A 21,888-nucleotide genomic window follows, 5' to 3' on the forward strand; every position below is an offset into this window, starting at 1 on the left:
TGCTGGCGTTCCTTGATGGCCTGCGGGCTTGCTGAACGAAGGAGCTTCCATGAAGATTCGCGCTGGTTTCACGATCGGCTATGAATGTGTACAGCCAACGCCAATGCTTCTCGTCCTCAATGTCCACCCCTCGCGGCGTCCCGACCTTCTGACGGATCAGGTGCTGTCGTTCAGCCAGCCGATCGCGGCGTGGAACTACACGGATAGTTTCGGGAATTCCTGCACACGCATCGTCGCCCCGCCGGGACTGACCACGATTTCGACCGTGTTCGAGATCTACGACAGCGGCCAGCCGGATGCGGTGCCGCTGGATGCGCAGCAACACGAGATCAAGGACCTGCCGGACGACGTGCTCGTTTTCCTTCTCGGCAGCCGTTATTGCGATACGGACCGGTTGAGCGATTTCGCCTGGGCGACGTTCTCGAAGACGAAACCCGGCTGGCCGCGGGTGCAGGCCATTGCCGATTTCGTGCACGGCCATATCGAATTCGACTACCTGAAAGCCGATCTACTCCGTACTGCGCATGGTGGCTATTGCGACAAGACCGGCGTCTGCCGCGACTTCGCGCATCTTGCCATAACGCTCTGCCGCTGCCTGAACATACCAGCGCGCTATTGCACAGGATATCTCGGCGATATCGGCGTGCCGCCCGATCCCGCGCCGATGGATTTCAGTGCCTGGTTCGAAGTCTATCTGGGCGGCCACTGGCATACGGTCGATGCCCGGCACAACGTTCCGCGCATCGGCCGCATACTGATGGGAACCGGCCGCGATGCGACGGATGTGGCCATCTCGACCGCTTTCGGTCCGGCTGTATTGAAGCAGTTCGATGTCGTGACGGAAGCGGTGCCCAGCGATAACGACGCCATCTCCTGAACATTTTCACGATCAGCGGAAATCCCGTGCGGTGAGCGTCAGATTGTTTCCGCGCCGATTTGCATAGGCTCTGGCGGCTGCTTCCTGGATCGTAGAGCGTGCGGCGTCAAAGGCATTGAGACAGGCAAGCTCCGAAGCGTTCGCCGCAGCGGATTGTCCAAGCGCGGCTGCTTCGACGAGAAACCTGATTTCGAACATGCCGTCGTAGCCGGTAAAGCGTACAGCCTTCCTCGTTTCGTCGAAAGTACGGCTTCTGTTGGGAAAGATAAGCGTCATTCGGTTAGTCCTCCAAATGAGCGCGGTCAGCGCGAAGAGCTGCAGCGATCAGATCGCATTCAAAAGTGTGGGCACGCAGTTGCTGATTGAAATCGACGAGCTGTTCTGTGGCCAGCGAGGTCGGTTCTCCCCGCAGTAAAACACCCGCAATATGGGCTTCCTGCGCCGCGATGTGCTTTCTGTCTTCCGCCACGCGCCGGCGGGAAAGCTCCAGATCTTTCGAAGAATAAGCCATGGCTTATTATAGCACGGCTTTGAGCCGAAATCTAAGTAACGCCAAAATGAAGATCGTCCGATCTTCTTTTCTGCGAATAGTTTTAAGCCACGCTGGCCATCAGCTCTGGCTTTGCATCTGGCCCTGATCTTCGACCTTGACCATGACCGAGAGTTTCTCGCCCGGCGTGCCGATGCGCATGCCGGAAACAGGGGCTGCGTCGCGGTAGCACAGGCCGGAAGCGACGCGGACGTAGCGGGCATCGGGGCAGATGTCGTTTGCCGGATCGAAGCCGACCCAGCCGAGGCCAGGAATGTGCGCTTCGCCCCAAGCATGCGTCGCGGCCTGCTCCGCCTTTCCCTCCATCATCAGGTAGCCGGAGACATAGCGCGTCGGCACCTGCAGTGCGCGGGCCGCCGAAACGAAGATGTGGGCGTGGTCCTGGCAAACGCCGCTCTTCTTCTCCATCGCCTGTTCGGCGGTCGTGTCCGTGTTGCTAGTTCCCGGCTTGTAGTCGACCGCTTCGTGAATGGCCCCCATCAGCGCGTGCATCAGCGCGAGTTCATTGTCGCCGTTTACTGTCCGTATGAGTTCCCTGATGAGCCTGCCGGGCTTGGTGCGCGGCGTGTCGCGCAGGAACAGCCAAAGCGGGCAGAAGCCTGTATGCGGGCCGGTCACTCCATTGCGATCTTCGGTTTCGACTTCACCCTCGGCGACGATGCGCGTCACTTGCTGTTCGCCTTGCAGCGAGACGAGGTTCACATGGTTGCCGAACTGGTCGTCATACTCCACCTCTGGCTTGGCGCCTTCGACATGCAACGACCAGTTCAAAACGCTTTGACCGAAGGCTGAGGGCGGTGTCAGGCGCAGCCGCTGCAGCGAGAACTGCGACGGCTCGTCGTAGTGGTATTCGGTGACATGGCTAATCTTCAGTCTCATCTCATGCCCCGCTTATACGTAGAACCGATAGCCGTCGGAAATTTCCATGCCCAGCTGGTTGTTGCGATTGACGAAATCCTCAAGGAATTCGTGCAGCCCCTGGTCCATGACGTCCTTGATCTGCCTCGTTTGCAATGATGTCCGGATGGCGTCGGCGGTATCGTGGGCCGACAGCCGCTCACCACCGTAACTGCTCGATATATAGCCGAGGTTGCTGACGATCTTTTCGTAGCAATAGGCCAGCGACCGCGGCATCTGGCCATTCAAGATCAGGAAGTCGGCGATATTGGCCGCCTTGTACTCCTCATCATAGGCCCAGCTATAGGAACGGTGCGCTGAAACCGAACGCAGGATCGATTCCCACTGCACATTGTCGATCGAGGACCCCACCTGCGAGATGGATGGCAGCAGCACGTAGTACTTCACGTCGAGAATGCGGCTCGTATTGTCCGCCCGCTCGATGAAGGTGCCGATGCGCGCGAAGTTATAGAGCTCGTTTCTCAGCATCGAGCCATGAAAGGCCCCGCGGATAAGGCCCGCGCGCCGCTTGATGACATCGATGACCTCGGGCATTTCGGCCGCCTTGAGGCGCTTGGAAAGCAGGGCCTTGAGCTCGATCCAGCATTCGTTGGTCGCCTCCCAGGTCTCGCGCGTCAGAGCCGTGCGAACCATGCGGGCGTTGTTGCGGCCGGAATCGATGCACGACATCACGCTCGACGGGTTCGAATGATCGCGCAGCAGATAGTCGATCGCATCGACCCTGGTGAGTTTGGCGTGCCCTTCGTCGTAGGCTTCGCGGACACCCGCACTCTGCAGCACGCCATCCCAGTCGTCGTCGCCTGTGCCGCTTCGGGTAAGCGACATGCGCAGGCCGGCATCGATAAGACGCGCGATATTCTCGGCGCGCTCGATGTAACGGAACATCCAGTAGAGTCCGTTTGCAGTTCTTCCGAGCATCAATCCTCCAATACCCAAGTGTCTTTGGTACCGCCGCCCTGGCTCGAATTGACGACCAGCGAGCCCTGCTTCAGCGCGACGCGGGTCAAGCCGCCCGGAATGATCTGCACCTTGTCGGAAACCAGCACATAGGGCCGCAGGTCCACATGGCGCGGTGCGATGCCCTTGTTGACGAGGATCGGCACCGTGGAGAGCGACAGCGTCGGCTGGGCGATGTAGTTGTTCGGTCGGGCCTTCAGCTTTTCGGCAAAATCGGCCCGCTCCTTTTTCGAGGCCGTCGGGCCGACCAGCATGCCGTAGCCGCCGGAGCCATGCACCTCTTTCACGACGAGTTCTTCGAGGTGTTCCAGCACATATTTGAGGCTGTCGGCCTCCGAGCAGCGCCAGGTCGGCACGTTTTCGAGAAGCGCCTTCCGGCCGGTATAGAACTCGACGATCTCCGGCATGTAGGAATAGATCGCCTTGTCGTCGCAGATGCCGGTGCCCGGCGCATTGGCGATGGTGATGTTGCCGGAGCGGTAGACATCCATGATGCCCGGAATGCCGAGGGCGGAATCGGCACGGAATGTCAGCGGATCGAGGAAGTCGTCATCGACGCGGCGATAAAGCACGTCGATCGCCTCATAGCCGCGGGTCGTGCGCATCTTCACCTTGCCGTCGATGACGCGCAGATCCGCCCCCTCGACCAGTTCCACGCCCATCATGTCGGCGAGGAACGAATGCTCGTAATAGGCGGAATTGTAGATGCCGGGCGTCAGCACGGCGACGCGCGGCTTGCCCTTGCAGCCGGGAGGGGCGAGCGAGGCAAGCGATTGGCGCAGCAGATACGGGTAGTCCTCGACGCGCTGGACCTTGTTCTCGTGGAAGAGTTCCGGAAACATCTGCATCATGGTTTCCCGGTTTTCCAGCATATAGCTGACGCCGGACGGCGTGCGGGCATTGTCTTCCAGCACGTAGAACTGATCCTCGCCGGTGCGCACGATGTCGGTGCCGACGATATGCGTATAGACGCCGCCGGGCGGGCGGAAGCCGATCATCTCGGAAAGAAACGTATCGTTCTTCTCGATCAGCTCACGCGGAATACGGCCGGCGCGGATGATCTCCTGCTTGTGGTAGATGTCGTCCAGAAAGGCATTCAGCGCAATCACGCGCTGCTCGATGCCCTGAGCGAGCTTCCGCCATTCGCGGCCGGAAATAATGCGCGGGATGATGTCGAAGGGAATGAGCTTCTCCGAGGAATCCGCATGTCCGTAAACTGCGAAGGTGATGCCGGTTTTCCGGAAGATGTTTTCCGCGTCGCGAGATTTGGCAATCAGATGCGCCCTGTCCTGGGCATTGTACCACTCGAAATATTTCTCATATGGCTGACGGGGATTTTCATCCCCGGTGATCATTTCATCAAATGCCAAAGGTGTGGCTCCCCTTCTTTTTGTTCATTTGAATACAATGCAAAAGGCAATGCAAGAACCATGCACAGTTCGAAGAGAAGATTCCTAAAATCCCCCTCGGCGCCAAAAACAGCCGAAAAACCGGGCATTTAGGCGGCTGCATCGCGAGGGCCTGGACGGCCGGTCGAGCGAGCACGACCAAAAAGTGGGCATGTGATTATTTTCCGCCCGCCTCGTCGAGGCAAATCGCGCCAGTGGACTTTGCGTGGAGTGCGCCCGCAAGGGCCGATCGCTCAGCCGTGCCCCGGTCCGCCTGCATTGACGATATCTTCGTCGATCACGCCAAGCGCCCGGTTCAGATGTCCTTCGAAGACAAGGTTCTGCTCGTCTGCGACCACTCGCAATTCCGGCATGCCTTCCATGCGCACTATATGCGATTGCCCAAGGCCCTCCTCAATCCCCTGCCGCAGCAGATCGTAGTAGCGCGTGCCCGGCCCGGTGATTGCGATCGGCATGCGCTCCGTCAGGCTCAGCACGCGCGACAGCCCGTTGCCGAGCGCGAGGCCCGCCTGGCGGAAGGCGAAGGCCGGCATGCGATGCCCCTGGCGAGCCTGCGCGGCGATCTTGTCGAGTTCGGCGACCGGCACGAATTTTGCCGGGATCGTATCGAGCGGCACTTCGAAGGCCGTTCGAAGGATCGCATAGAACCCGGCATGCGCCTCAATGCATCCCTTGGCGCCGCAACGACAGAGACCGCCATTGGCCATGTGCAGCATATGCCCGAAATTCGGCGCCGATATCTCGTGGCCGCCATGCGGCGTGCGCCTGACAATGCCGAGCCCGATGCTGTGGCCGAGCGAGAGTGCGCCAAGCGAGCGGAAATCCTCGCCCTTTACATTCTCCTCGCGCGCGCCGAGCGCGGCGGCGACGAGCAGTGTTTCATTGTCCAGGATAATCTTCGCCTGCCATTCCGGACGCAGCGCCGATTCGAAATCGATCTGCTCGCTGCCGAAGATCGGCGACCAGACGAGCACGGGCTCGAGCGAATTCACTAGCCCTTTGCTGCTGATTGAGATCAGCAAGACTTTGTTGCGGCTGATCCTGGAACGCTCCAGGATACGTGACAGACCCGCCTTGACCGCCGCCGCGAAGCGCGCCGCCCCCGCAGGGTCATGCGAACGTTCCTCGCTGAAGCGATCGATCAGCTTGCCGGCGTAATCCACCAGCGAATATTGCACGGCGTCCGACGAGATGATGACCACGATCAGATAGCCGCAGTCCCGCCGCTGCCGGAAAAGCACGCGTGGCCGTCCTCTTCCGCTTGCCGCCTGGTGCTCCGATTTCTCGATGATCTGCGCCTTTTCGAGATCGGCGGTGATCGCAGAAACCGTCGCGGAGGACAGGCGCGTGTAGTCGGAAATCTCGGTATGCGCGACCGCACCGTGGCGGCGAAGAGCGGAAAGCACCAGCACGCTATTCCTCTGCCGGACCAGCTCCGTGCTCGATTTGGTCAGCATGAATGCCGCCCTCTCCCCGTATTCCGCCCCGCTTTCACACCGAATCTCCAGCCGATTTTCGCAATGGAATTTAGCCGGTAGTGCGGTGTTGACAGTTGAAAAAATCTCTGACACTAAATTTCTCGACTGTCGAGAAAATAATTCATCGATTTCTGGACAGCGATCCGCGGCGGCCGGAGGAAACATTCGGGCTGGGTCGACCGCAATTCATTCGGGAGGACAATATGAAGTCTATTTTGAAGCTGATGGCCGGCACGGCCATCCTCATTTCCGTGCACACGGCGGCCATGGCTGCCGATCTCGTCGTCGGCGTTTCCTGGTCGAATTTCCAGGAAGAGCGCTGGAAGACCGACGAAGCCGCCATCAAGAAGGCCCTCGAGGCCAAGGGCGCAAAATACATCTCTGCTGACGCCCAGTCGTCTGCCGCAAAGCAGCTGACGGACGTTGAATCGCTGATCTCGCAGGGCGCGAACGCCCTCATCGTGCTTGCGCAGGACTCCGATGCCATCGCTCCCGCCATCGAAAAGGCCGCCGCCGAAGGCATCCCGGTGGTCGGCTACGACCGCCTGATCGAAAATCCGGCAGCCTTCTACATCACCTTCGACAACAAGGAAGTCGGCCGCATGCAGGCAAAGGGCGTCTTCGACGCAAAGCCTGAGGGCAACTACGTCTTCATCAAGGGTTCCTCGTCCGACCCGAACGCAGACTTCCTGTTCTCGGGCCAGATGGAAGTGCTGAAGGCAGCAGTCGACGCCGGCAAGATCAAGAGTGTCGGCGAAGCCTATACCGACGGCTGGAAGCCGGAAAACGCGCAGCGCAACATGGAACAGTTCCTGACCGCCAACGACAACAAGGTTGACGCCGTTGTTGCTTCGAACGACGGCACGGCCGGTGGCGCAATCGCCGCTCTCGACGCACAGGGTCTCGCTGGCTCAGTCCCGGTCTCCGGACAGGACGCCGACAAGGCAGCACTCAACCGCGTCGCCCTCGGCACCCAGACGGTCTCGGTCTGGAAGGACTCGCGCGAGCTCGGCAAGCGCGCTGCCGAAATCGCCCTCGATCTCGCCGCCGGCAAGACCATGGACAAGATCGAAGGCGTTGAGACCTTCAACGGCGGCCCGAAGGGCGTCGCCATGCAGTCCGTCTTCCTGAAGCCGCTGCCGATCACCAAGGACAACCTCAACGTGGTCATCGACGCCGGCTGGATCAGCAAGGCGGAAGCCTGCCAGGGCGTCAAAGCCGGTTCGGTTGCTGCCTGCAACTAAATCGCTGCCGACAGGTTGAAAACAGTGCCGGCGCCGCAACGGCAAACCGTTGCGGCGCCGGATGCGGATCGAGATCCGGCGCCAGCCCAGGTAGCGACCGCTAATCGACCGCCATTACCCATCCCGACCCGATGCCGTCATGGCCGCTGAGACCGGATCTGCAGAGATCGGTGATGGTGATAGTTTAAGAACTGGGCGTAAGTGGCGGTTGACTAAGAAAAGCGCCGCAGCCTGCCCAAACGATGGGGGAACGGCAAACCCATGGCCGAAACGGTACATTCCACGACTTCCAACGGGCCGCGCAACGCGGAAGCCAATCCGGTGGCGCGCTTCTTCCGCGCGACGGAGATCGACACCCGGCTTCTCGGCATGGTCGGCGCGCTGCTGATCATCTGGATCGGCTTCCAGATCATGACCGGCGGCCTCTTCCTGACGCCGCGCAACCTCTGGAACCTCTCGGTCCAGACCTCGTCCGTCGCCGTCATGGCGACCGGCATGGTGCTGGTGATCGTCACCCGCAACATCGACCTTTCCGTCGGCTCCATGCTCGGCTTCTGCGGCATGGTGATGGGTGTCTTGCAGGCGCAGGTGCTGCCGCAATATCTCGGCTTCAACAGCCCCGCCACCTGGATCATCACGCTTGCTGCCGGCCTCATCGTCGGCGGATCGATCGGCATGCTCCAGGGTATGATCATCGCCTTTTTGAACGTGCCGTCCTTCATCGTCACCCTCGGCGGGCTTCTGGTCTGGCGCGGCGCCACCTGGTTCGTCACCAGCGGCCAGACGGTCGCGCCAATGGATATCAATTTCCGCATCATGGGCGGCGGCACGGACGGCTCGATCGGCGCCACCTGGAGCTGGATCGTCGGCGTCATCGCCTGCCTCGCCATCATTGCCAGCATCATCAATTCCCGCCGCCAGCGCCGGCGCTTCGGCTTCCCGCGGCGCCCGCTTTGGGCCGAATACTTCCTTTCGGCCCTCGGCTGCGTGCTCGTGCTCGGCGCCATCGCCGTCGCCAACAACTATTACTGGCCGACAAACATCGCCAAGAGATATGCGGAGGCAAACAGCATTCCCTGGCCGGAGTCCGGCCTCGATATTCCTTACGGCATTGCCGTGCCGGTTCTGATCGCCGTCATCGTCGGCGCGATCATGACCTTCGTCGCGACGCGCCTGCGCTTCGGCCGCTACGTCTTCGCCATCGGCGGCAACCCGGAGGCAGCCGAGCTCGCCGGCATCAAGACCCGCTGGGTCACGGTCCGCATCTTCGCGCTCATGGGCCTGCTCTGCGCCATCGCCGGCGCAATCTCGACCGCCCGCCTCAATGCCGCGACGAACGCGCAGGGCGAGCTGGACGAACTCTATACCATCGCCGCTGCCGTCATCGGCGGCACGTCGCTTGCGGGCGGCACCGGCACCATCGCCGGCGCCATGCTCGGCGCGCTCGTCATGCAGTCGCTGCAGTCCGGCATGGTACTGCTCGGAATCGACAGCCCGCTCCAGAGAATCGTTGTCGGTGTCGTCCTTGTCGTCGCCGTCTGGCTCGACACGGTCTACCGCGCCCGCGCCAAGTAAGAGGAGGCCAAACCATGACACACCAAAGCACTCCCCTTGTGGAATTGAAAAACATCTCGATCTCCTTCGGTGGCATACACGCCGTCGACAACGCCTCGGTCGACCTCTACCCCGGCGAAGTCGTCGCCCTCCTCGGCCATAATGGCGCCGGCAAGTCGACGCTGATCAAGATTCTTTCCGGTGCCTACAAGCGCGACGGCGGCGACATCCTGATCAACGGGGAACCCGCCGACATCCGCAACCCGCGCGATGCGAAGAAATACGGCATCGAGACGATCTACCAGACGCTCGCCGTTGCCGATAACGTCGATGCCGCCGCAAACCTCTATCTCGGCCGCGAGATCCGAACGAAGTGGGGCACGCTCGACGACGTCGCCATGGAGGCCTCGGCCCGCGAGGTGATGGGGCGCCTCAACCCGAACTTCAAGCGCTTCAAGGAGCCGGTAAAGGCGCTTTCGGGAGGTCAGCGGCAGTCGGTGGCGATCGCCCGCGCGATCCTCTTCAACGCCCGTATCCTGATCATGGACGAGCCGACGGCAGCCCTCGGTCCCCAGGAAACGGCGCAGGTCGGCGAGCTCATCAAGCAGCTGAAGAAGGAAGGCATCGGCATCTTCCTCATCAGCCACGACATCCATGACGTCTTCGACCTCGCCGACCGCGTCTCGGTCATGAAGAATGGCCAGGTCGTCGGACACGCCCGCACCGAGGACGTCACCAAGGACGAGGTGCTCGGCATGATCATCCTTGGCAAGGTGCCGCCAAAGGCGATCCCCGGCCCCGGCGCCATGCAGGTCTGAACGAATGGACCCGTGAACACCAAAGTCCCGCCGCTCGCAAGAACGGCGGACTTTTCAATTTTGGAGATTGAAGCGCAGCGCAAGCTAGGCTAAGAACCTGCCATCGGACAGGCGATTCAAACCGCCTCAGGCATGCACCCGTAGCTCAGCTGGATAGAGTGTTGGATTCCGATTCCAAAGGTCACAGGTTCGAATCCTGTCGGGTGCGCCATTTTCAAGTTCTGTGCCGCCGCATAAACGCGAACTGACACCCTTGGTTCGCGGATTCTAGCCACCATAAACGCGAACTGGACCGCCCCGGAACGACATTTTCGGTGGAATTGCGCAATGCCCTGCTCCTCCTCATCACTCCTGACCGCAGACGCCATCGCTTGCTTCCTGCTTTCGAAGAATGGTGACGAGGAGCCATGCAAGACAGAACCGTAACGTTCTCGACAGGCTGATCCCTCAGTCGCAAACGTCGTTAAACCTTTGCTGTCGCGAGGAAGGCCCCCGCGGGGCGTTCGTGCCCCTCGAATCCGCGCCATCGCTCCCCCAAATGCCAGCCGGGAAATGTTGACACCCTCCGAACACCCCTCGAACAGGGCAAAAAGTGGCCTCCAAAACGCCCTTCCCTGGTTATAGTGAAGAAGTGGTTAATGCCCGCCATTCGCCCCCTGAGGCGCACATGGGACGAGTATAGCCCTGCAGAATCGGCGGATCCCTGCCTTGTTCCAAAACAACGCAGACATACTGATCGAAAAACCCCGAAGTCTCGTCAAGTCCTTAGGTCACGCAATACATCGGACGAGGACGATATACATTATGATACTTAAGGGTGCCTTCGCGTGATGGATTCGCCTGCATATCCTTCGGCACCATTGCCAGGAAAGAAAGGACTGGGTCCTGCGGCGCTCGGCGACCTGAATCCTTGGAAGCCTTAGCCGCGGCACAGGATTGGCCGGTATTTCCTTTCAACGAGGAAGTTAAGTTTCCTGACGACCAGGTCGCCCGACCTGTCCGACTTCGAGAGAGCTTGGGTCGCCAAATATACCACTTCCCGCCTAGCTGTCCTCTGTCCGTTTCGGACATTTCGAAAAGTCCTCGTCCTTTTCCATTCGATCTGTTTCGCTTGATGCAGGTTCAAAACGGAGACAAACCAGATGCCACAGCGCGAAGCGAAGATCGCAGAAGGCAGAGTTCTTCGAGGCTATGATGACGACAAGACGTTGCTCGAGATGGGCCTGGGCCTGATCCAAGGCAGATATCAGGACGTGACCGATGCTGCACGCTCGATCGGCGGCAACGACGAGTCCAACATCCATCGCCTCCGCCGGAAGTTTCGCGAGGGTGCTTATCATCAGAAGGCGCTGGAAAAGTACACGGGGGATGTCATCCGGAGCCGCGGACTCGCAGTCAGGCCGCAGTTCCCTTCAGCGGACGGGCTCAGGACCTGGTTGATCGGCGAGCTGGGCACGTTGATCGATGGCTACGCCGAGTACAGCCGTATGGTGGGAGCGCAGTCGGATTGCGACGGCGACCAGTTTCTCTTCGAAGACTATCTGCATGACTGGGATCGCCACTTCACCTCCCGGCAAGCCGTCGAGCAGCTACTGGGATCCGTTGTTCCGGCGATCCACAGCTTCTACGAGGGAAACCTCGTCATGAAAGAACATGGCGCGGATACTAAGGGCATCTCTGAATTCTACCCGGTGACATATGTTATGATGGAGATCGACCCTGGACAGGCACTGTCTCCAAACATGCGGCTCACCGAGACCGAACCAGGCGTGAACAGGGGCGACCACCTTACCGTCATCTACCAGAACCCAACCATCCGCGACGCAAGATGGCTTAGTGCTGAAGCAAGGCGCTACGAGTCCTTCAGGGCGGAATATGACAGCCACTGGCTGAAGGATCGTATGTGGAAATGGCCCACGGAGGAAGGCGTTCAGAAACCTACGGTCACATGGGGCGAGCAGCCTGAGGTTTCGCTCGTGGCTCGGTAATCTGCGGGGCCGCTTTGCGGTCTTCGTCTGCCGGAGGAAGTTGATCGCGGAGGCAACTCCGTGTCCCGCGCGGGGATCGAGTCGCTTCCTCCGGCCATCAAACGCACGGCCACAGAAACAATTTCTGCTTGAGCGAATTACCGCGGAGGCCAACGAAACGGGTAGTTTCCCCATGCAATTCTGCCGGATTCGTTAACCTCGTGCCCACATGTTCTGACTGCGGGGTTGCCGCATTCCGGTAGATGACGATGCCGATTTAAACCGATCCATTTTCAACGGTATGGTCATGACAAGTATCCTGACGAACACATCGGCTGCGATGGCGCTGGCCACGTTGAGAACCGTCAACGGTCAGTTGAACCGGGACCAGACCATGGTTTCGTCCGGTTATAGGATCAGCACCGCCGCCGACAACGCGGCATACTGGTCGATCTCGACGACGATGAAATCGGACGCCAAGGCCGTCAATGCCGCAAGGGACGCCATGGCGCTCGGCTCCGCAAAGACCGACACGGCCTATGAAGGGATCGAATCGGAAATTTCAGTCGTCAGCGAGTTCAAGGCGAAGCTCGTGGCGGCGATGGAGAAGGGGGTCGACAAGACCAAGGTCCAGGACGAACTCGACCAGCTCGCGCAGCAGGCCGTCTCAATCTCCAGTTCGGCAAGCTTCAACGGCCAGAACTGGCTGTCCACCGACATTACCGACATCTACGACACCACCCAGAACACCGCGAGCCTCGTCTCGGGCTTCATCAGGACGGGTTCGGGCGTCCAGGTGACTAGCGTCCCCGTCGACCTATCCAAGATTTCCCTCTTCAACACGACAGGCGGCGGCGCCCTGCAGAAGGACGACAGGAGCACCGGCACCATCGGCGGACTGCGCAACACCGATACGTTCACGCACGGCGGTGGATCGATCCAGATGTTCACCTTCACCGGCCCGCTGGTCTTCACCGACAACACGACGGCGATTACGCTCAGCATGGTGCTCGACGCCGACGATCCGTCGACGACGACCTCGCCACAATCGGGAACGTCGGTGAGCGTCACGATCGACCGCTCTCTGGTCGATCCGGTCTATCCGACGCTGAACGGTGTCATCTCCACCCGCGACCAGTTCGCATGGGTGATGCGCGCGGCTCTCACCCCCGTCGGAGCACAGTTCTCTACGGTGAGCGGAACGACTGACGGATACGCGCTTCTTTCGGCGGAGACTTCGGGCCTTTCCGGATCCTCGATCCAGGTGACGAGCGTTAACTCCACGCTTGCAAGCGGAAGCACGGGCGGCCTCACCACGACTGGAACGGACTACGGCGACCGTCCGAAACTTATCAGCTTCTTCGACGGCTCCTTCAACGTACACAGCTCGGCGGTTCTCTACCTTCCGGTCACCATCAACGGAACGTCGACGACAGTGTCGATCGACCGCCAGGCCGTCGACAACGCACTCGGACCGACCGATGGCGTAATCTCCTCGGCCGACGATCTCGTGACAGTCCTGAATGCCGCAATGACCGCTCAGAACGTTGGCGTGAAAGCCTCGAACCAGGGAACCTACATCCTCTACGAGATCGACGATACCGTGCACCCCGAAGCGGGAAGCAAGACATCCTTCGGGATTGGCCCCGCCTACGACAACCTCGGAAATGTTCCCGATTTCGGATTACTCGACGTCGACATCACGTCCAGCTCCGCAAACCTCGACTACTATCTGAGCGGCGTGGAGTCGATGCTGCGCAAGCTGACTGTCGCAGGATCCACGCTCGGATCGCTGCAGCAGAGAAACAGCCTTCAGGAGAATTTCGCGAGCAAGCTCATCGACAACATTTCGTCGGGAGTCTCGAAACTCGTCGATTCCGACATGGAAGAGGTGTCTGCCCGCATGAGTGCACTGCAGACGCAGCAGCAGCTCGCGCTCAAGGGTCTTCAGATCGCCAATTCACAGCCACAAGCGATTCTAAGCCTGTTCCAATAGAAATAGCATCAAGGGGCCTGTATCAAATCCCAGCCTCTAACCGAAATGTGGGATCCAGGTAAATATTGATACTGTATCCCTTGTGGAATCGGCGTCGGTCGCAGCGCATCGGATTAGTCGTTAGGATCGAGTCAGACGAGGTCAAACCGATGATTTCCAAGCGAGCGGCCGTCGAAGCCGATAAGCCCTTTCTCATATGGCTTGAAGAGGCTTGCATGCGTGAATATGCCGTTGCGCTCTGGGGCGCGTGGCCGCAAGATTTGAGCGTGCGGAGCTCTATTGTAGGCTGCCAGATCATCGTCGACGACGCCTACGATGTCGGTTGTGTCACTGTTGAGAAGCACAGTGACCATCTATGGCTCGATGAGTTGTTCATCGCGCCAACGTTTCAGCGGCGGGGAATCGGTTCGAAAGTTCTACGGAGTGTTATATCGGAGGCAGAAGAACTTGAACTTCCGGTGCGCTTGAGCGTCCTGACCACCAATCCGGCCGTGGACTTTTACCTACGACATGGATTCCGAGTTCATCAGGAAACGAAAGAGAGACGATACCTTGTAAAGTGACCTTTCTCTTCATAGCACGGCTGGGCCAGGCATGCGAAGTCGCGGGCGTCCTGCATGCGGAAGATCGGAGACCCGGAGCACTTGATGGTGGCAAGCGGATAATAAAAGCGAGGAGACGCTCGGCGCGGGTCGACATCGCCCGGCGGCATCTCGAATGGAATATGCGTCATGCTCATTCCTCGGAAATACAATACGATGAGGCGGACGCCGAACTAGGTCCGGCGGTCAGTCAAGGTATTCGGACCGAGTGGGAGCGAGCAATGTACAACATGATGGCGAGAACGTTTAGAGAACAAAATGGCGGGCGTCAAGGCGCCGACTTCTCCTTATTTTCAGAAAGATCCCTAGAACGTTTGAACCTATGCGGAACCATCACGCTCACTGCGGATTTCTTCTGGCCGAGGTACGGAGTTTCCGCATGAACAAGGACAAAAAGGCACAGCAGGCGATCGAGGAGACAGGTAAGACGCCAGTCGACGGTCAAGAGCTTCCCGCTGCCGGCCCTCATGCCAAGGAGCACCTGACGGACGAGAGCAAGACGCCGGGCACCGGGGCACTTCAGGATAGGGAAGACGAGAGCGTTTCGCCAGGCGGCGGTTGATCGTCGTATAAGTAAGCAGCCGTAACGTGCGTGGCAACAGGCTCCGCGATTCTGCTGCCCTATTCCTCAGCTTCCAGAGACCCGCATCGCGCCCGATCCGTCCGTTCACCCGTTGACGTTGTAGGTCGCGATCTTCAATTGCCGCCTGCTTCAAGTTCGCGTTCCTCTTCGATCGCCGACAACCGGGCGTTCGCGGCGTCGAGGATTGCGGTCAGGAACTCGACGCGGGTCCAACCGACGAGGTGGGCCTCCTCCACGAGGATCTGGATGGCGTAGTCGACAGTTTGGTCGAGCTCGACCTTTCGTTCCGGACTTTCTGGCTGGGCGCTCGGTGGATCGATCATGGAGAGGTTGCCTTTCATCGGGTAAGGTCGCGGCGGACGGGTTAGATGCTCGCCTGGCGTTTCGTTGCCCGCACCGAGAAATCGGAAAAACCGGTGCGTTCGTCATCTCCGTCGTGTCCGATTGGCACACCGCGACCTCGCGCAATTAACCTCCGTTCCTAGCGAAGGTTCCAGTAGAGACTATAATAGCGAACCCGGCCTCGTTTCGCGGGGATGCCGGCTAGAAGACACTCCGTGCCCTTGAAACCAACACAATCATCGACTATCTGCACCTCATCGGCGTTGCTGGTGAGCGCTCCACGCGAGCGTTCGCGACTGCCGAAGTCGCTTATCTGCTTTTGACCACGGATGTACTGGCACTGGTGTGAAGAGCGATGTCGAGAAGGTCGGTGCGGTTTCGCCCCGGCCTTTTTTATTGCCTGCTTGTCAGGGCAGAGCCCCCGGCCAATCGTTCGATGGTTCCTCGGCCTCGGCGCCCGGACGATCCTCGGCGGGATCGGGATCGCGTTCGTAGGCAGCACGGAGATTTCCGATCTCTTCGACGATCGCCTCATAGACGTCCGACTGCTTCGCGCCCTTGACGACGAATGAGTCTACGAAGTCTTCTAGCTTCAGACGCAGACCATCTCTCCAATCATTGGTCATATCTGCCACTCCGACTGAAGGCGGACGCCTTGGCATAGCAGACCCCGCGTTGGAGAATGCGTCGTCATCCGGCTGATCGGAGCGGCGCCCTCGTCGGGTTCGGGTTCGGGATCGGGAAGAGGCTCCTCGCCGGGAATGCGGTCGGGCTCCGGTGGCGGATTGTCGAGCGGCGACGGTGACGGCGGTGGCACGATAGGTTCGAACGGAACTGACATTGGAAATCCTCCTCAACCACGGCAAACGCAGCAGGTGTCGGCAAGTTCCGACGCGAAAAGAACGGGCGTCGATCAGTACCCTCTGAGCATATCGAACCGAATTATGGTCCGATCGCACCAATAATTGGTGCACCACGTTATGAATGAGATCCCCTCCACGGGCACCCAAAGCATTCGGGCTTCGAAATGCAAGCTTGGGGCCCGACCGTAGCGGTCCCTATCGACGGGCTTCCCTTGCGGCTGTCCGCTGCCGTGAACATCATGACCGAAGAACAGGATGGTGCGATCAGCACGGGTAGAACTGCGTTTGTCCTGAAAGGAGTCCTCGCGTGAAGCACTTCATGGCACGGCGTTACATGTAGACTCGATTAGGTTGCCGAACCTCTGCCCCTGGGCCTCCACCAGCCACCAGCCGACACCGCAACCATCTTAATCCTTCATCGGCTCGCCAAGCGTATGCATCAAGCGGTTCGCCCAGCCGAAGATGGCAGCGGAGAAGACCAGGTCGAGTCGCTCCAGCTCGTCGAGCCCCACGTCCGCCAGCCCCCGCGCGTCGTCGACCGTCGCCGCGGGCGGTGTGGTCGACAGTCGTGCCGAGAAGTCGAAGATTGCCTGGAGGTGGTCGTCCAGCGTGGCATCGAGTCCGTCGGCGAACACGGCGTCGATGACGTCGGCCCGTTTTGTCAGGTTATTGAAGCGCGAGGCGTGGACCGCGGCGCAGTAGACGCAGCGATTGACGATGGACGCGGCAACGGCGCCCAGTTCGCGCTCGCTCGCCGCCAGCCCGTCCTTGCCGTACATGATGAGGTTGAACAGGGGCGAGCGGACCGCGAGCGTCTCGGGGTCGTGCGCCAGAGTGAGCACATAGGGCGAGATGCCCTTGTTGGACGGCGTCGTCTGCATCGCTGCATGCTGCTCGTCGGTGGCGGTCGCGAAGTCGACTGGAACGACATAGGGCTGCCAGCGCGGCACGGTGGTGGTGAAGGTGTGGACGACCTCGCTCATCGCATTTCTCCAAGCAGCTTCAGGCCGGCGAGAACGCGCACCTGGTAGTTGACGAAAGCGGCGAGTTCCGCGAGCCGGACGAGGTCGGCGTCGCTTACGCCGACCTCGCGCAACGCTTCTACATGGGCACGCGTCGCATCGCGTGGTGCGACCGTCAGCCGGTCGGCATGACGGACGATCTCCGCGGTACGCGGGTCCGTCACGTTCGTGTCGGGCTCGGCGAGCGAGGCCGTCGCCGATTCGTCGGCGCGGGCGACCAGGGTGTCGTAGTGGCTTGCGAGCGCCGCGCTGCGGTTGTGGCGCGCCATTCGTGCGGCAAGCGCGGCCCTGAGGCCGTGCGACAGTCCGCCGGGATCACGAGGCAGGAGCACGGCGTCATGGGCGGCCTCGCTCAAGCGCAAGATCTCGGCGCGCTTCTCCATGGCTTGCGCGAGCGCGGAGCCCGGTCTCGCAGAGGCTAGGGTTTCGATGAGTGTCAAAACAAGCTCCTCAGTACGTCACGGACAATGCTCTAGGTAGGCGCGACGCGCCATTATGTCAAATAGTAATGAAGACATGACTTTTATGCGGAATTTTTACTATTAGCGATCGCCAATTGAGAATTGTCATGCTTTACTGACATGAAGGAGAGTGTTTGATGTCCAGTATGCATTCTAACTCTTTCGATATCCGACAACTTGAAGCCTTCGCCGCGGTCATGTCCGCCGGTAGCGTTACCGGAGCGGCGCGGCTCCTCGGCCGATCGCAGCCGGCGGTCACGAGGCTCATTCAGGATCTGGAAGCGGACATTGGCTACGCGCTGTTGCACCGGAGCGGGCCACGCATTACTCCCACTTCGCGCGGGATCCTCTTTCACGCCGAGGTGGAACGCCATCTTGTCGGTCTCGCCCACATCCGCGAGCGGGCGGATGCTATCGGCCGCGACGAGCCGCCGCCGCTGACAATCGCGGCCACGCCGTCGCTCGCAGCCGGCGTGCTGCCCCAGGCGCTCGCCGCCGTCGCGCCGGAACTAATTCCAAGCCATCTCCATGTGCAGGCCCTGGCGGCCGAGAACGTCGTGCAGTCGGTGCTCGCCCGCTCGGCGGACCTGGGAATCGCTAGCCTGCCGCTGGAACATCCCGGCCTCGACGTGCATTGGGTAGCCGATGCACCATGCGTCGTCGCCCTTGCCGCGAGCGATCCGCTCGCCGAGAGCGACGTCGTGCGCCTCGCCGATCTTGCCGACCGCCGCATCATCACCTTGGCGAACCCCTATCGCCTGCGGCACCGCGTCGACGAGGCTCTGGAAAGGGCGGGCGTCACGCCACAACGGATGATCGACGTCAACGCCTCGATGACGGCTCTCACGATGGTCCGAGCGGGGCTGGGAGCCGCCATCGTCGAGCCAGCGACGGTCTGCGGCGTTCCGCTCGAGGGCATCGCGATGCGTGTGCTCGACCACACCATCCCCTTTGTGTTCGGCGCGATTTCACCTGCCGCGATGCCGCTTACTCCGACCGTCTCCGCCGTGATCGAAGCGGCGCGCGCGGTGGCCCTGGCGATGCCCGGTTGCCGACTGCATGACTCGGGCGGCCTCGAGGCCTTGGCCGACACCGTCTACGGACAAACCCCGCTGCCTGAAGGATTGCCGTCATGAGCGCCTTGTCCTCCTTTCCGAACGGACTCGACGCCCTCGAGGCGCGCCTGCGGCAGGATCTCGCCTGGCTGGAACTTCCGGCCAAGGCCTGGGTGCCGCCTCGCGTCGTCGACGGCCAGCGCGTCGTCGACGTCGTCATCATCGGCGCAGGAATGGCCGGGCTTGTCGCCTCGGCCATGCTGAAGCGGCTCGGCGTCGCCAATCACGTCGTCCTCGACAAGGCGCCCGCCGGACGCGAGGGGCCATGGGTCACCTTCGCGCGGATGCGAACGCTTCGCTCTCCCAAGCAACTGACCGGACCGGCGATGGGGCTGCCGGCGCTGACATTCCGCGCCTACTACGAGGCATTGCATGGCCGTGACGCCTGGGTCGCGCTCGACCGGGCACCGCGCGAGACGTGGATGGACTACCTGATCTGGTATCGGCGCGTGCTCGACCTGCCGGTGCGCAACGGGACGACCGTCGACTCGATCCTCCCGCGCGCGGACGGTCTGCTTGACATCGTGTGCCGTCAGCACGGCCGGATCGAAACTACGATCGCCCGCCACGTGGTTCTCGCAACCGGCCGCGACGGCCTGGGCAGCCCCTTCGTTCCTCCCATCGCCGACGACATCGACCCGAAGTTCTGGGCTCACACCGCCGACGCTATCGATTTCGCATCGCTGCGCGGCAAGCGGGTCGGCGTCGTAGGAGCCGGCGCTTCTGCGATGGACAACGCCGCCACCGCTCTCGAGGCCGGGGCGGCACGGCTTGACATGTTCGTGCGCAGGACCGACCTGCCACGGATCAACAAGTTCACCGGCATCGGCAGCCAGGGCGTGGTGCACGGCTTCGCCGGTCTGCCCGACGAATGGAAGTGGCGCTTTCTCGACTACGCCATGCGGGCGCAGACGCCGCCACCCCGCCCCAGCGTTCTGCGCGTCAGCGCGTTCCCGCAGGCTCATCTCCACTTGGGAAGCCCGATTACCCGGCTGGAGCAGCAAGGCGATCATCTCGCGGTGACGACGCCGAAGGGCCGCTATCCCCTCGACTTCCTGATCTTCGGCACCGGCTTCAAGATCGAACTGACAAATCGGCCGGAACTCGCCGCCGTCGCATCCCACATCCGCCTCTGGCGCGACCGCTTCCCCGTGCCGGCGGACATGCGAAACGGCGAGCTCGAAGCCTCGCCCGACCTCGGAGACGCGTTCGAGTTCCTCGAGGCCGAGCCGGGCGCCTGCCCGGCGCTGGCCCGGATTCACTGCTTCAACTTCCCTGCCACCCTGAGCCACGGCAAGCTCACGGGCGACATTCCCGCCATCAGCGAAGGCGCCGACCGGCTTGCGCGCGGCATCGTCAGGTCGCTCTTCGTCGCCGACCGCGAGCGTCATTTCGCCGATCTTCAAGCGTACGATACGCCTGAGCTTCTCGGAGACGAATGGGCGGACGACGAGACTGGGGCGAGCGACGACACGACGCTTCGCGAACCATTTCCCGAAAGGACACCGACCTGAAATGCTTGAGCTCAAGAACCTAAAGCTGTCCTACGGAAGCACGCAGATCCTCAACGGCGTCGATCTCTCGGTGAAACGCGGCGACGTGGTGTCGATCATCGGCCCCAGCGGTACCGGCAAGACCACGCTGCTGAAGTGCATCAACTACCTGGTAAAGCCGGCGTCCGGCACCATCGCGTTCGATAAGATCAAGATGGACTACCAGCGCCCGGACAACACCGCGATACAGGCGATCCGGCTCCGGACGGCCATGGTCTTCCAGCAGTTCAACGTCTTCAAGAACATGACGGTCATTCAGAACGTGATGGATCCGCTCGTGGTGGTGCAGCGCAAGTCAAAGGACGAGGCGCGTGAAATCGCCCTGCAGGAGCTTGAACGAGTAGGCCTCTCCGACAAGCTGGACAGCTACCCGTCCCAGCTCTCAGGCGGCCAGCTCCAGCGGACCGGCATCGCGCGGGCGCTCGCGGTCAAACCGGACGTGATGCTCTTCGACGAACCCACGTCGTCGCTCGATCCCGAACTCGTCGGCGAAGTTCTTAAGGTGATCAAGGACGTCACGTCGTCGGGGATCACCTCGCTGCTCGTCACCCACGAGATGCAGTTCGCAAAGAACATCTCGAACCGCATCGTCTTCATGGATCGGGGCGTCGTCGCTGCCGACGGCAGCCCGACCGAGATCTTCGATTCGCCCTCGAATCCGCGCCTTGCCCAGTTCCTCAATTCCGAGCTTGCAATCCAGTAGAGAAAGGATGCCTGAAATGTCTTCTATCAGATCGAATTCGCGTCGTCGGTTCGGCCTCGCCGTCGCCGGTGTCGCAATCGCCCTTGCAACCGCGGGGGCATCCTATGGCCAGGACTCCGTCCGGACGATCAAGATCGCCACGGCGGCGGAGTCGAAGCCGCTGTCGTGGGGCGCGATCGGCGTCGAGCCGCAGGGGTACGAGCCCGACGTCCTGAAGGCTATCAACGCCAAGCTGCCGCAGTACAAGTTCGAGATGGAAGGCGCCGCCGACATCGCGCAGGAGACCGGCCTCGCGACGGGCAAGTACGACATGGCGTCCGGCGGCTACTACAAGGCGCCCGCGCGCGAGAAGCAGTTCCTCATCCCCGACAATCCGATGGGCGCGAGCCTGATCAAGATCTACAGCCGCAAGGACAGCGGCATCAACGAGATGAAGGATCTGGTCGGCAAGAAGATCGTGCCCGTCACTGCCGGCGGGGGCATCTACAAGTTCGCCACCCAGTGGCAGGAACAAAACCCGGACTACAAGATCGAGATCACCGCATCGAGCGCGGGCATCCCCTACCCGGATCGCCTGAAGGAAGTCCAGAACGGCAAGTACGACGCGCTGGTTCTGCCGTCGAACCTGGGCGAGCAGACCGTGATCGACAACCAGAAGCTCGACATCAAGGCGAGCGAGCCGGTCGCCATCAACAACACCTACCTCCTGATTCACAAGTCGGAGGAGAACAAGGCCTTGGCCGACGACATCGACCGGGTGCTCAAGGAGCTGAAGGACGACGGCACGCTGGGCAAGATCTCGCAGAAGTGGTTCGGCGAGGACGTCACCAAGTACATGAAGTAACGGCTCGTCCAGACGATTCCAGGAATGGCCGA

The 21,888-nt window shown here is 61.0% G+C and carries 23 protein-coding genes and 1 tRNA gene; 13 read left to right on the top strand and 11 right to left on the bottom strand.

From position 1 onward, the window contains the following. Nucleotides 1-49: 49 nt before the first annotated feature. Nucleotides 50-877: a transglutaminase family protein gene (locus QA644_RS12940; protein WP_283068815.1), complete on the top strand. Its 828-nt coding sequence runs from the start codon at nucleotides 50-52 to the stop codon at nucleotides 875-877. A gap of 12 nt (nucleotides 878-889) precedes the next feature. On the opposite strand, the gene QA644_RS12945 is transcribed toward QA644_RS12940, so the two are convergent. The 6 genes from QA644_RS12945 to QA644_RS12970 all read right to left on the bottom strand — a co-directional run bounded on the left by QA644_RS12945 (nucleotide 890) and on the right by QA644_RS12970 (nucleotide 6,168). Continuing rightward, the gene (locus tag QA644_RS12945; protein ID WP_074069159.1) at nucleotides 890-1,153 is read right to left on the bottom strand and encodes a DUF1488 family protein; all 264 of its coding nucleotides are present in this window, start codon (nucleotides 1,151-1,153) and stop codon (nucleotides 890-892) included. 4 nt (nucleotides 1,154-1,157) lie between these two features. Continuing rightward, complete coding sequence (locus tag QA644_RS12950) at nucleotides 1,158-1,388, bottom strand: hypothetical protein (protein ID WP_194727671.1); 231 nt, start codon at nucleotides 1,386-1,388, stop codon at nucleotides 1,158-1,160. 99 nt (nucleotides 1,389-1,487) lie between these two features. Continuing rightward, nucleotides 1,488-2,306: a transglutaminase family protein gene (locus QA644_RS12955; RefSeq protein WP_074069161.1), complete on the bottom strand. Its 819-nt coding sequence runs from the start codon at nucleotides 2,304-2,306 to the stop codon at nucleotides 1,488-1,490. A gap of 12 nt (nucleotides 2,307-2,318) precedes the next feature. After that, nucleotides 2,319-3,263: an alpha-E domain-containing protein gene (locus tag QA644_RS12960; RefSeq protein WP_183922188.1), complete on the bottom strand. Its 945-nt coding sequence runs from the start codon at nucleotides 3,261-3,263 to the stop codon at nucleotides 2,319-2,321. Further along, nucleotides 3,263-4,672, bottom strand: coding sequence for a circularly permuted type 2 ATP-grasp protein (locus QA644_RS12965; protein ID WP_022717103.1), 1,410 nt, complete (start codon nucleotides 4,670-4,672; stop codon nucleotides 3,263-3,265). Before QA644_RS12965 ends, QA644_RS12960 begins: the two co-directional genes overlap by 1 nt. Nucleotides 4,673-4,944: 272 nt before the next feature. Beyond that, the gene (locus QA644_RS12970) at nucleotides 4,945-6,168 is read right to left on the bottom strand and encodes an ROK family transcriptional regulator (protein WP_283068821.1); all 1,224 of its coding nucleotides are present in this window, start codon (nucleotides 6,166-6,168) and stop codon (nucleotides 4,945-4,947) included. 224 nt (nucleotides 6,169-6,392) lie between these two features. Here QA644_RS12970 and xylF point away from each other — a divergent pair, with 224 nt between their 5' ends. From xylF to QA644_RS13010, 8 genes are all read left to right on the top strand, one after another. Further along, nucleotides 6,393-7,433: a D-xylose ABC transporter substrate-binding protein gene (gene xylF / locus QA644_RS12975; protein WP_283068823.1), complete on the top strand. Its 1,041-nt coding sequence runs from the start codon at nucleotides 6,393-6,395 to the stop codon at nucleotides 7,431-7,433. 261 nt (nucleotides 7,434-7,694) lie between these two features. Further along, entirely contained in the window at nucleotides 7,695-9,008 is a 1,314-nt protein-coding gene (locus tag QA644_RS12980; protein WP_022717107.1) for a sugar ABC transporter permease, read from the top strand. 14 nt (nucleotides 9,009-9,022) lie between these two features. Continuing rightward, nucleotides 9,023-9,805 (top strand): ATP-binding cassette domain-containing protein, encoded by a 783-nt coding sequence (locus tag QA644_RS12985; protein ID WP_074069166.1) that lies wholly within the window; start codon nucleotides 9,023-9,025, stop codon nucleotides 9,803-9,805. Between the two features lie 134 nt (nucleotides 9,806-9,939). After that, nucleotides 9,940-10,016: transfer RNA gene (locus QA644_RS12990), tRNA-Arg, on the top strand. Nucleotides 10,017-10,947: 931 nt separating this feature from the next. Continuing rightward, nucleotides 10,948-11,793, top strand: a complete 846-nt coding sequence (locus tag QA644_RS12995; protein WP_283068827.1) for a hypothetical protein — start codon at nucleotides 10,948-10,950, stop codon at nucleotides 11,791-11,793. Nucleotides 11,794-12,079: 286 nt separating this feature from the next. Beyond that, a complete protein-coding gene (locus tag QA644_RS13000) occupies nucleotides 12,080-13,768 on the top strand; it encodes a flagellin (RefSeq protein WP_283068828.1) in 1,689 nt (562 codons plus the stop codon). A 215-nt stretch (nucleotides 13,769-13,983) separates the two neighbouring features. Then, nucleotides 13,984-14,331, top strand: coding sequence for a GNAT family N-acetyltransferase (locus QA644_RS13005; protein ID WP_283068830.1), 348 nt, complete (start codon nucleotides 13,984-13,986; stop codon nucleotides 14,329-14,331). A gap of 418 nt (nucleotides 14,332-14,749) precedes the next feature. Further along, nucleotides 14,750-14,932, top strand: a complete 183-nt coding sequence (locus QA644_RS13010) for a hypothetical protein (RefSeq protein WP_283068832.1) — start codon at nucleotides 14,750-14,752, stop codon at nucleotides 14,930-14,932. 134 nt (nucleotides 14,933-15,066) lie between these two features. Here QA644_RS13010 and QA644_RS13015 read toward each other — a convergent pair whose 3' ends face one another. The 5 genes from QA644_RS13015 to QA644_RS13035 all read right to left on the bottom strand — a co-directional run bounded on the left by QA644_RS13015 (nucleotide 15,067) and on the right by QA644_RS13035 (nucleotide 17,620). Next, nucleotides 15,067-15,276: a hypothetical protein gene (locus QA644_RS13015; RefSeq protein ID WP_283068834.1), complete on the bottom strand. Its 210-nt coding sequence runs from the start codon at nucleotides 15,274-15,276 to the stop codon at nucleotides 15,067-15,069. 426 nt (nucleotides 15,277-15,702) lie between these two features. Beyond that, nucleotides 15,703-15,921 (bottom strand): hypothetical protein, encoded by a 219-nt coding sequence (locus QA644_RS13020; RefSeq protein WP_283068836.1) that lies wholly within the window; start codon nucleotides 15,919-15,921, stop codon nucleotides 15,703-15,705. Then, entirely contained in the window at nucleotides 15,918-16,136 is a 219-nt protein-coding gene (locus QA644_RS13025; RefSeq protein WP_283068838.1) for a hypothetical protein, read from the bottom strand. Before QA644_RS13025 ends, QA644_RS13020 begins: the two co-directional genes overlap by 4 nt. 429 nt (nucleotides 16,137-16,565) lie before the next feature. Next, nucleotides 16,566-17,141 carry a peroxidase-related enzyme gene (locus tag QA644_RS13030; RefSeq protein WP_283068840.1) on the bottom strand — a complete coding sequence of 192 codons (576 nt, stop codon included), beginning with the start codon at nucleotides 17,139-17,141 and terminating at the stop codon, nucleotides 16,566-16,568. Then, nucleotides 17,138-17,620, bottom strand: a complete 483-nt coding sequence (locus QA644_RS13035) for a hypothetical protein (protein WP_283068842.1) — start codon at nucleotides 17,618-17,620, stop codon at nucleotides 17,138-17,140. The genes QA644_RS13030 and QA644_RS13035 overlap by 4 nt, the downstream gene beginning before the upstream one ends. 158 nt (nucleotides 17,621-17,778) lie before the next feature. On the opposite strand from QA644_RS13035, the gene QA644_RS13040 reads away from it, so the two are divergent. Genes QA644_RS13040 through QA644_RS13055 form a run of 4 tightly spaced genes read left to right on the top strand, consistent with a single transcriptional unit; the run spans nucleotide 17,779 to nucleotide 21,856 of the window. After that, nucleotides 17,779-18,777, top strand: coding sequence for a LysR family transcriptional regulator (locus tag QA644_RS13040; protein ID WP_283068844.1), 999 nt, complete (start codon nucleotides 17,779-17,781; stop codon nucleotides 18,775-18,777). Further along, nucleotides 18,774-20,270 carry an NAD(P)/FAD-dependent oxidoreductase gene (locus QA644_RS13045; protein ID WP_283068846.1) on the top strand — a complete coding sequence of 499 codons (1,497 nt, stop codon included), beginning with the start codon at nucleotides 18,774-18,776 and terminating at the stop codon, nucleotides 20,268-20,270. Before QA644_RS13040 ends, QA644_RS13045 begins: the two co-directional genes overlap by 4 nt. 1 nt (nucleotide 20,271) lies before the next feature. Beyond that, the gene (locus tag QA644_RS13050) at nucleotides 20,272-21,012 is read left to right on the top strand and encodes an amino acid ABC transporter ATP-binding protein (RefSeq protein ID WP_283068848.1); all 741 of its coding nucleotides are present in this window, start codon (nucleotides 20,272-20,274) and stop codon (nucleotides 21,010-21,012) included. 16 nt (nucleotides 21,013-21,028) lie between these two features. Beyond that, nucleotides 21,029-21,856, top strand: a complete 828-nt coding sequence (locus QA644_RS13055) for an amino acid ABC transporter substrate-binding protein (protein WP_283072378.1) — start codon at nucleotides 21,029-21,031, stop codon at nucleotides 21,854-21,856. The last annotated feature ends 32 nt before the right edge of the window (nucleotides 21,857-21,888 follow it).

It is taken from the genome of Rhizobium sp. CC1099 (genome assembly GCF_029714385.1).
Taxonomy (GTDB): Bacteria; Pseudomonadota; Alphaproteobacteria; order Rhizobiales; family Rhizobiaceae; genus Rhizobium.

Coding starts and splice junctions, on each gene's coding strand:
- QA644_RS12940 (WP_283068815.1), top strand. CDS start 50: ATGAAGATTCGCGCTGGTTTCACGATCGGCTATGAATGTGTACAGCCA.
- QA644_RS12945 (WP_074069159.1), bottom strand. CDS start 1,153: ATGACGCTTATCTTTCCCAACAGAAGCCGTACTTTCGACGAAACGAGG.
- QA644_RS12950 (WP_194727671.1), bottom strand. CDS start 1,388: ATGGCTTATTCTTCGAAAGATCTGGAGCTTTCCCGCCGGCGCGTGGCG.
- QA644_RS12955 (WP_074069161.1), bottom strand. CDS start 2,306: ATGAGACTGAAGATTAGCCATGTCACCGAATACCACTACGACGAGCCG.
- QA644_RS12960 (WP_183922188.1), bottom strand. CDS start 3,263: ATGCTCGGAAGAACTGCAAACGGACTCTACTGGATGTTCCGTTACATC.
- QA644_RS12970 (WP_283068821.1), bottom strand. CDS start 6,168: ATGCTGACCAAATCGAGCACGGAGCTGGTCCGGCAGAGGAATAGCGTG.
- xylF (WP_283068823.1), top strand. CDS start 6,393: ATGAAGTCTATTTTGAAGCTGATGGCCGGCACGGCCATCCTCATTTCC.
- QA644_RS12980 (WP_022717107.1), top strand. CDS start 7,695: ATGGCCGAAACGGTACATTCCACGACTTCCAACGGGCCGCGCAACGCG.
- QA644_RS12985 (WP_074069166.1), top strand. CDS start 9,023: ATGACACACCAAAGCACTCCCCTTGTGGAATTGAAAAACATCTCGATC.
- QA644_RS12995 (WP_283068827.1), top strand. CDS start 10,948: ATGCCACAGCGCGAAGCGAAGATCGCAGAAGGCAGAGTTCTTCGAGGC.
- QA644_RS13000 (WP_283068828.1), top strand. CDS start 12,080: ATGACAAGTATCCTGACGAACACATCGGCTGCGATGGCGCTGGCCACG.
- QA644_RS13005 (WP_283068830.1), top strand. CDS start 13,984: ATGCGTGAATATGCCGTTGCGCTCTGGGGCGCGTGGCCGCAAGATTTG.
- QA644_RS13010 (WP_283068832.1), top strand. CDS start 14,750: ATGAACAAGGACAAAAAGGCACAGCAGGCGATCGAGGAGACAGGTAAG.
- QA644_RS13015 (WP_283068834.1), bottom strand. CDS start 15,276: ATGATCGATCCACCGAGCGCCCAGCCAGAAAGTCCGGAACGAAAGGTC.
- QA644_RS13020 (WP_283068836.1), bottom strand. CDS start 15,921: ATGACCAATGATTGGAGAGATGGTCTGCGTCTGAAGCTAGAAGACTTC.
- QA644_RS13025 (WP_283068838.1), bottom strand. CDS start 16,136: ATGTCAGTTCCGTTCGAACCTATCGTGCCACCGCCGTCACCGTCGCCG.
- QA644_RS13030 (WP_283068840.1), bottom strand. CDS start 17,141: ATGAGCGAGGTCGTCCACACCTTCACCACCACCGTGCCGCGCTGGCAG.
- QA644_RS13040 (WP_283068844.1), top strand. CDS start 17,779: ATGTCCAGTATGCATTCTAACTCTTTCGATATCCGACAACTTGAAGCC.
- QA644_RS13045 (WP_283068846.1), top strand. CDS start 18,774: ATGAGCGCCTTGTCCTCCTTTCCGAACGGACTCGACGCCCTCGAGGCG.
- QA644_RS13050 (WP_283068848.1), top strand. CDS start 20,272: ATGCTTGAGCTCAAGAACCTAAAGCTGTCCTACGGAAGCACGCAGATC.
- QA644_RS13055 (WP_283072378.1), top strand. CDS start 21,029: ATGTCTTCTATCAGATCGAATTCGCGTCGTCGGTTCGGCCTCGCCGTC.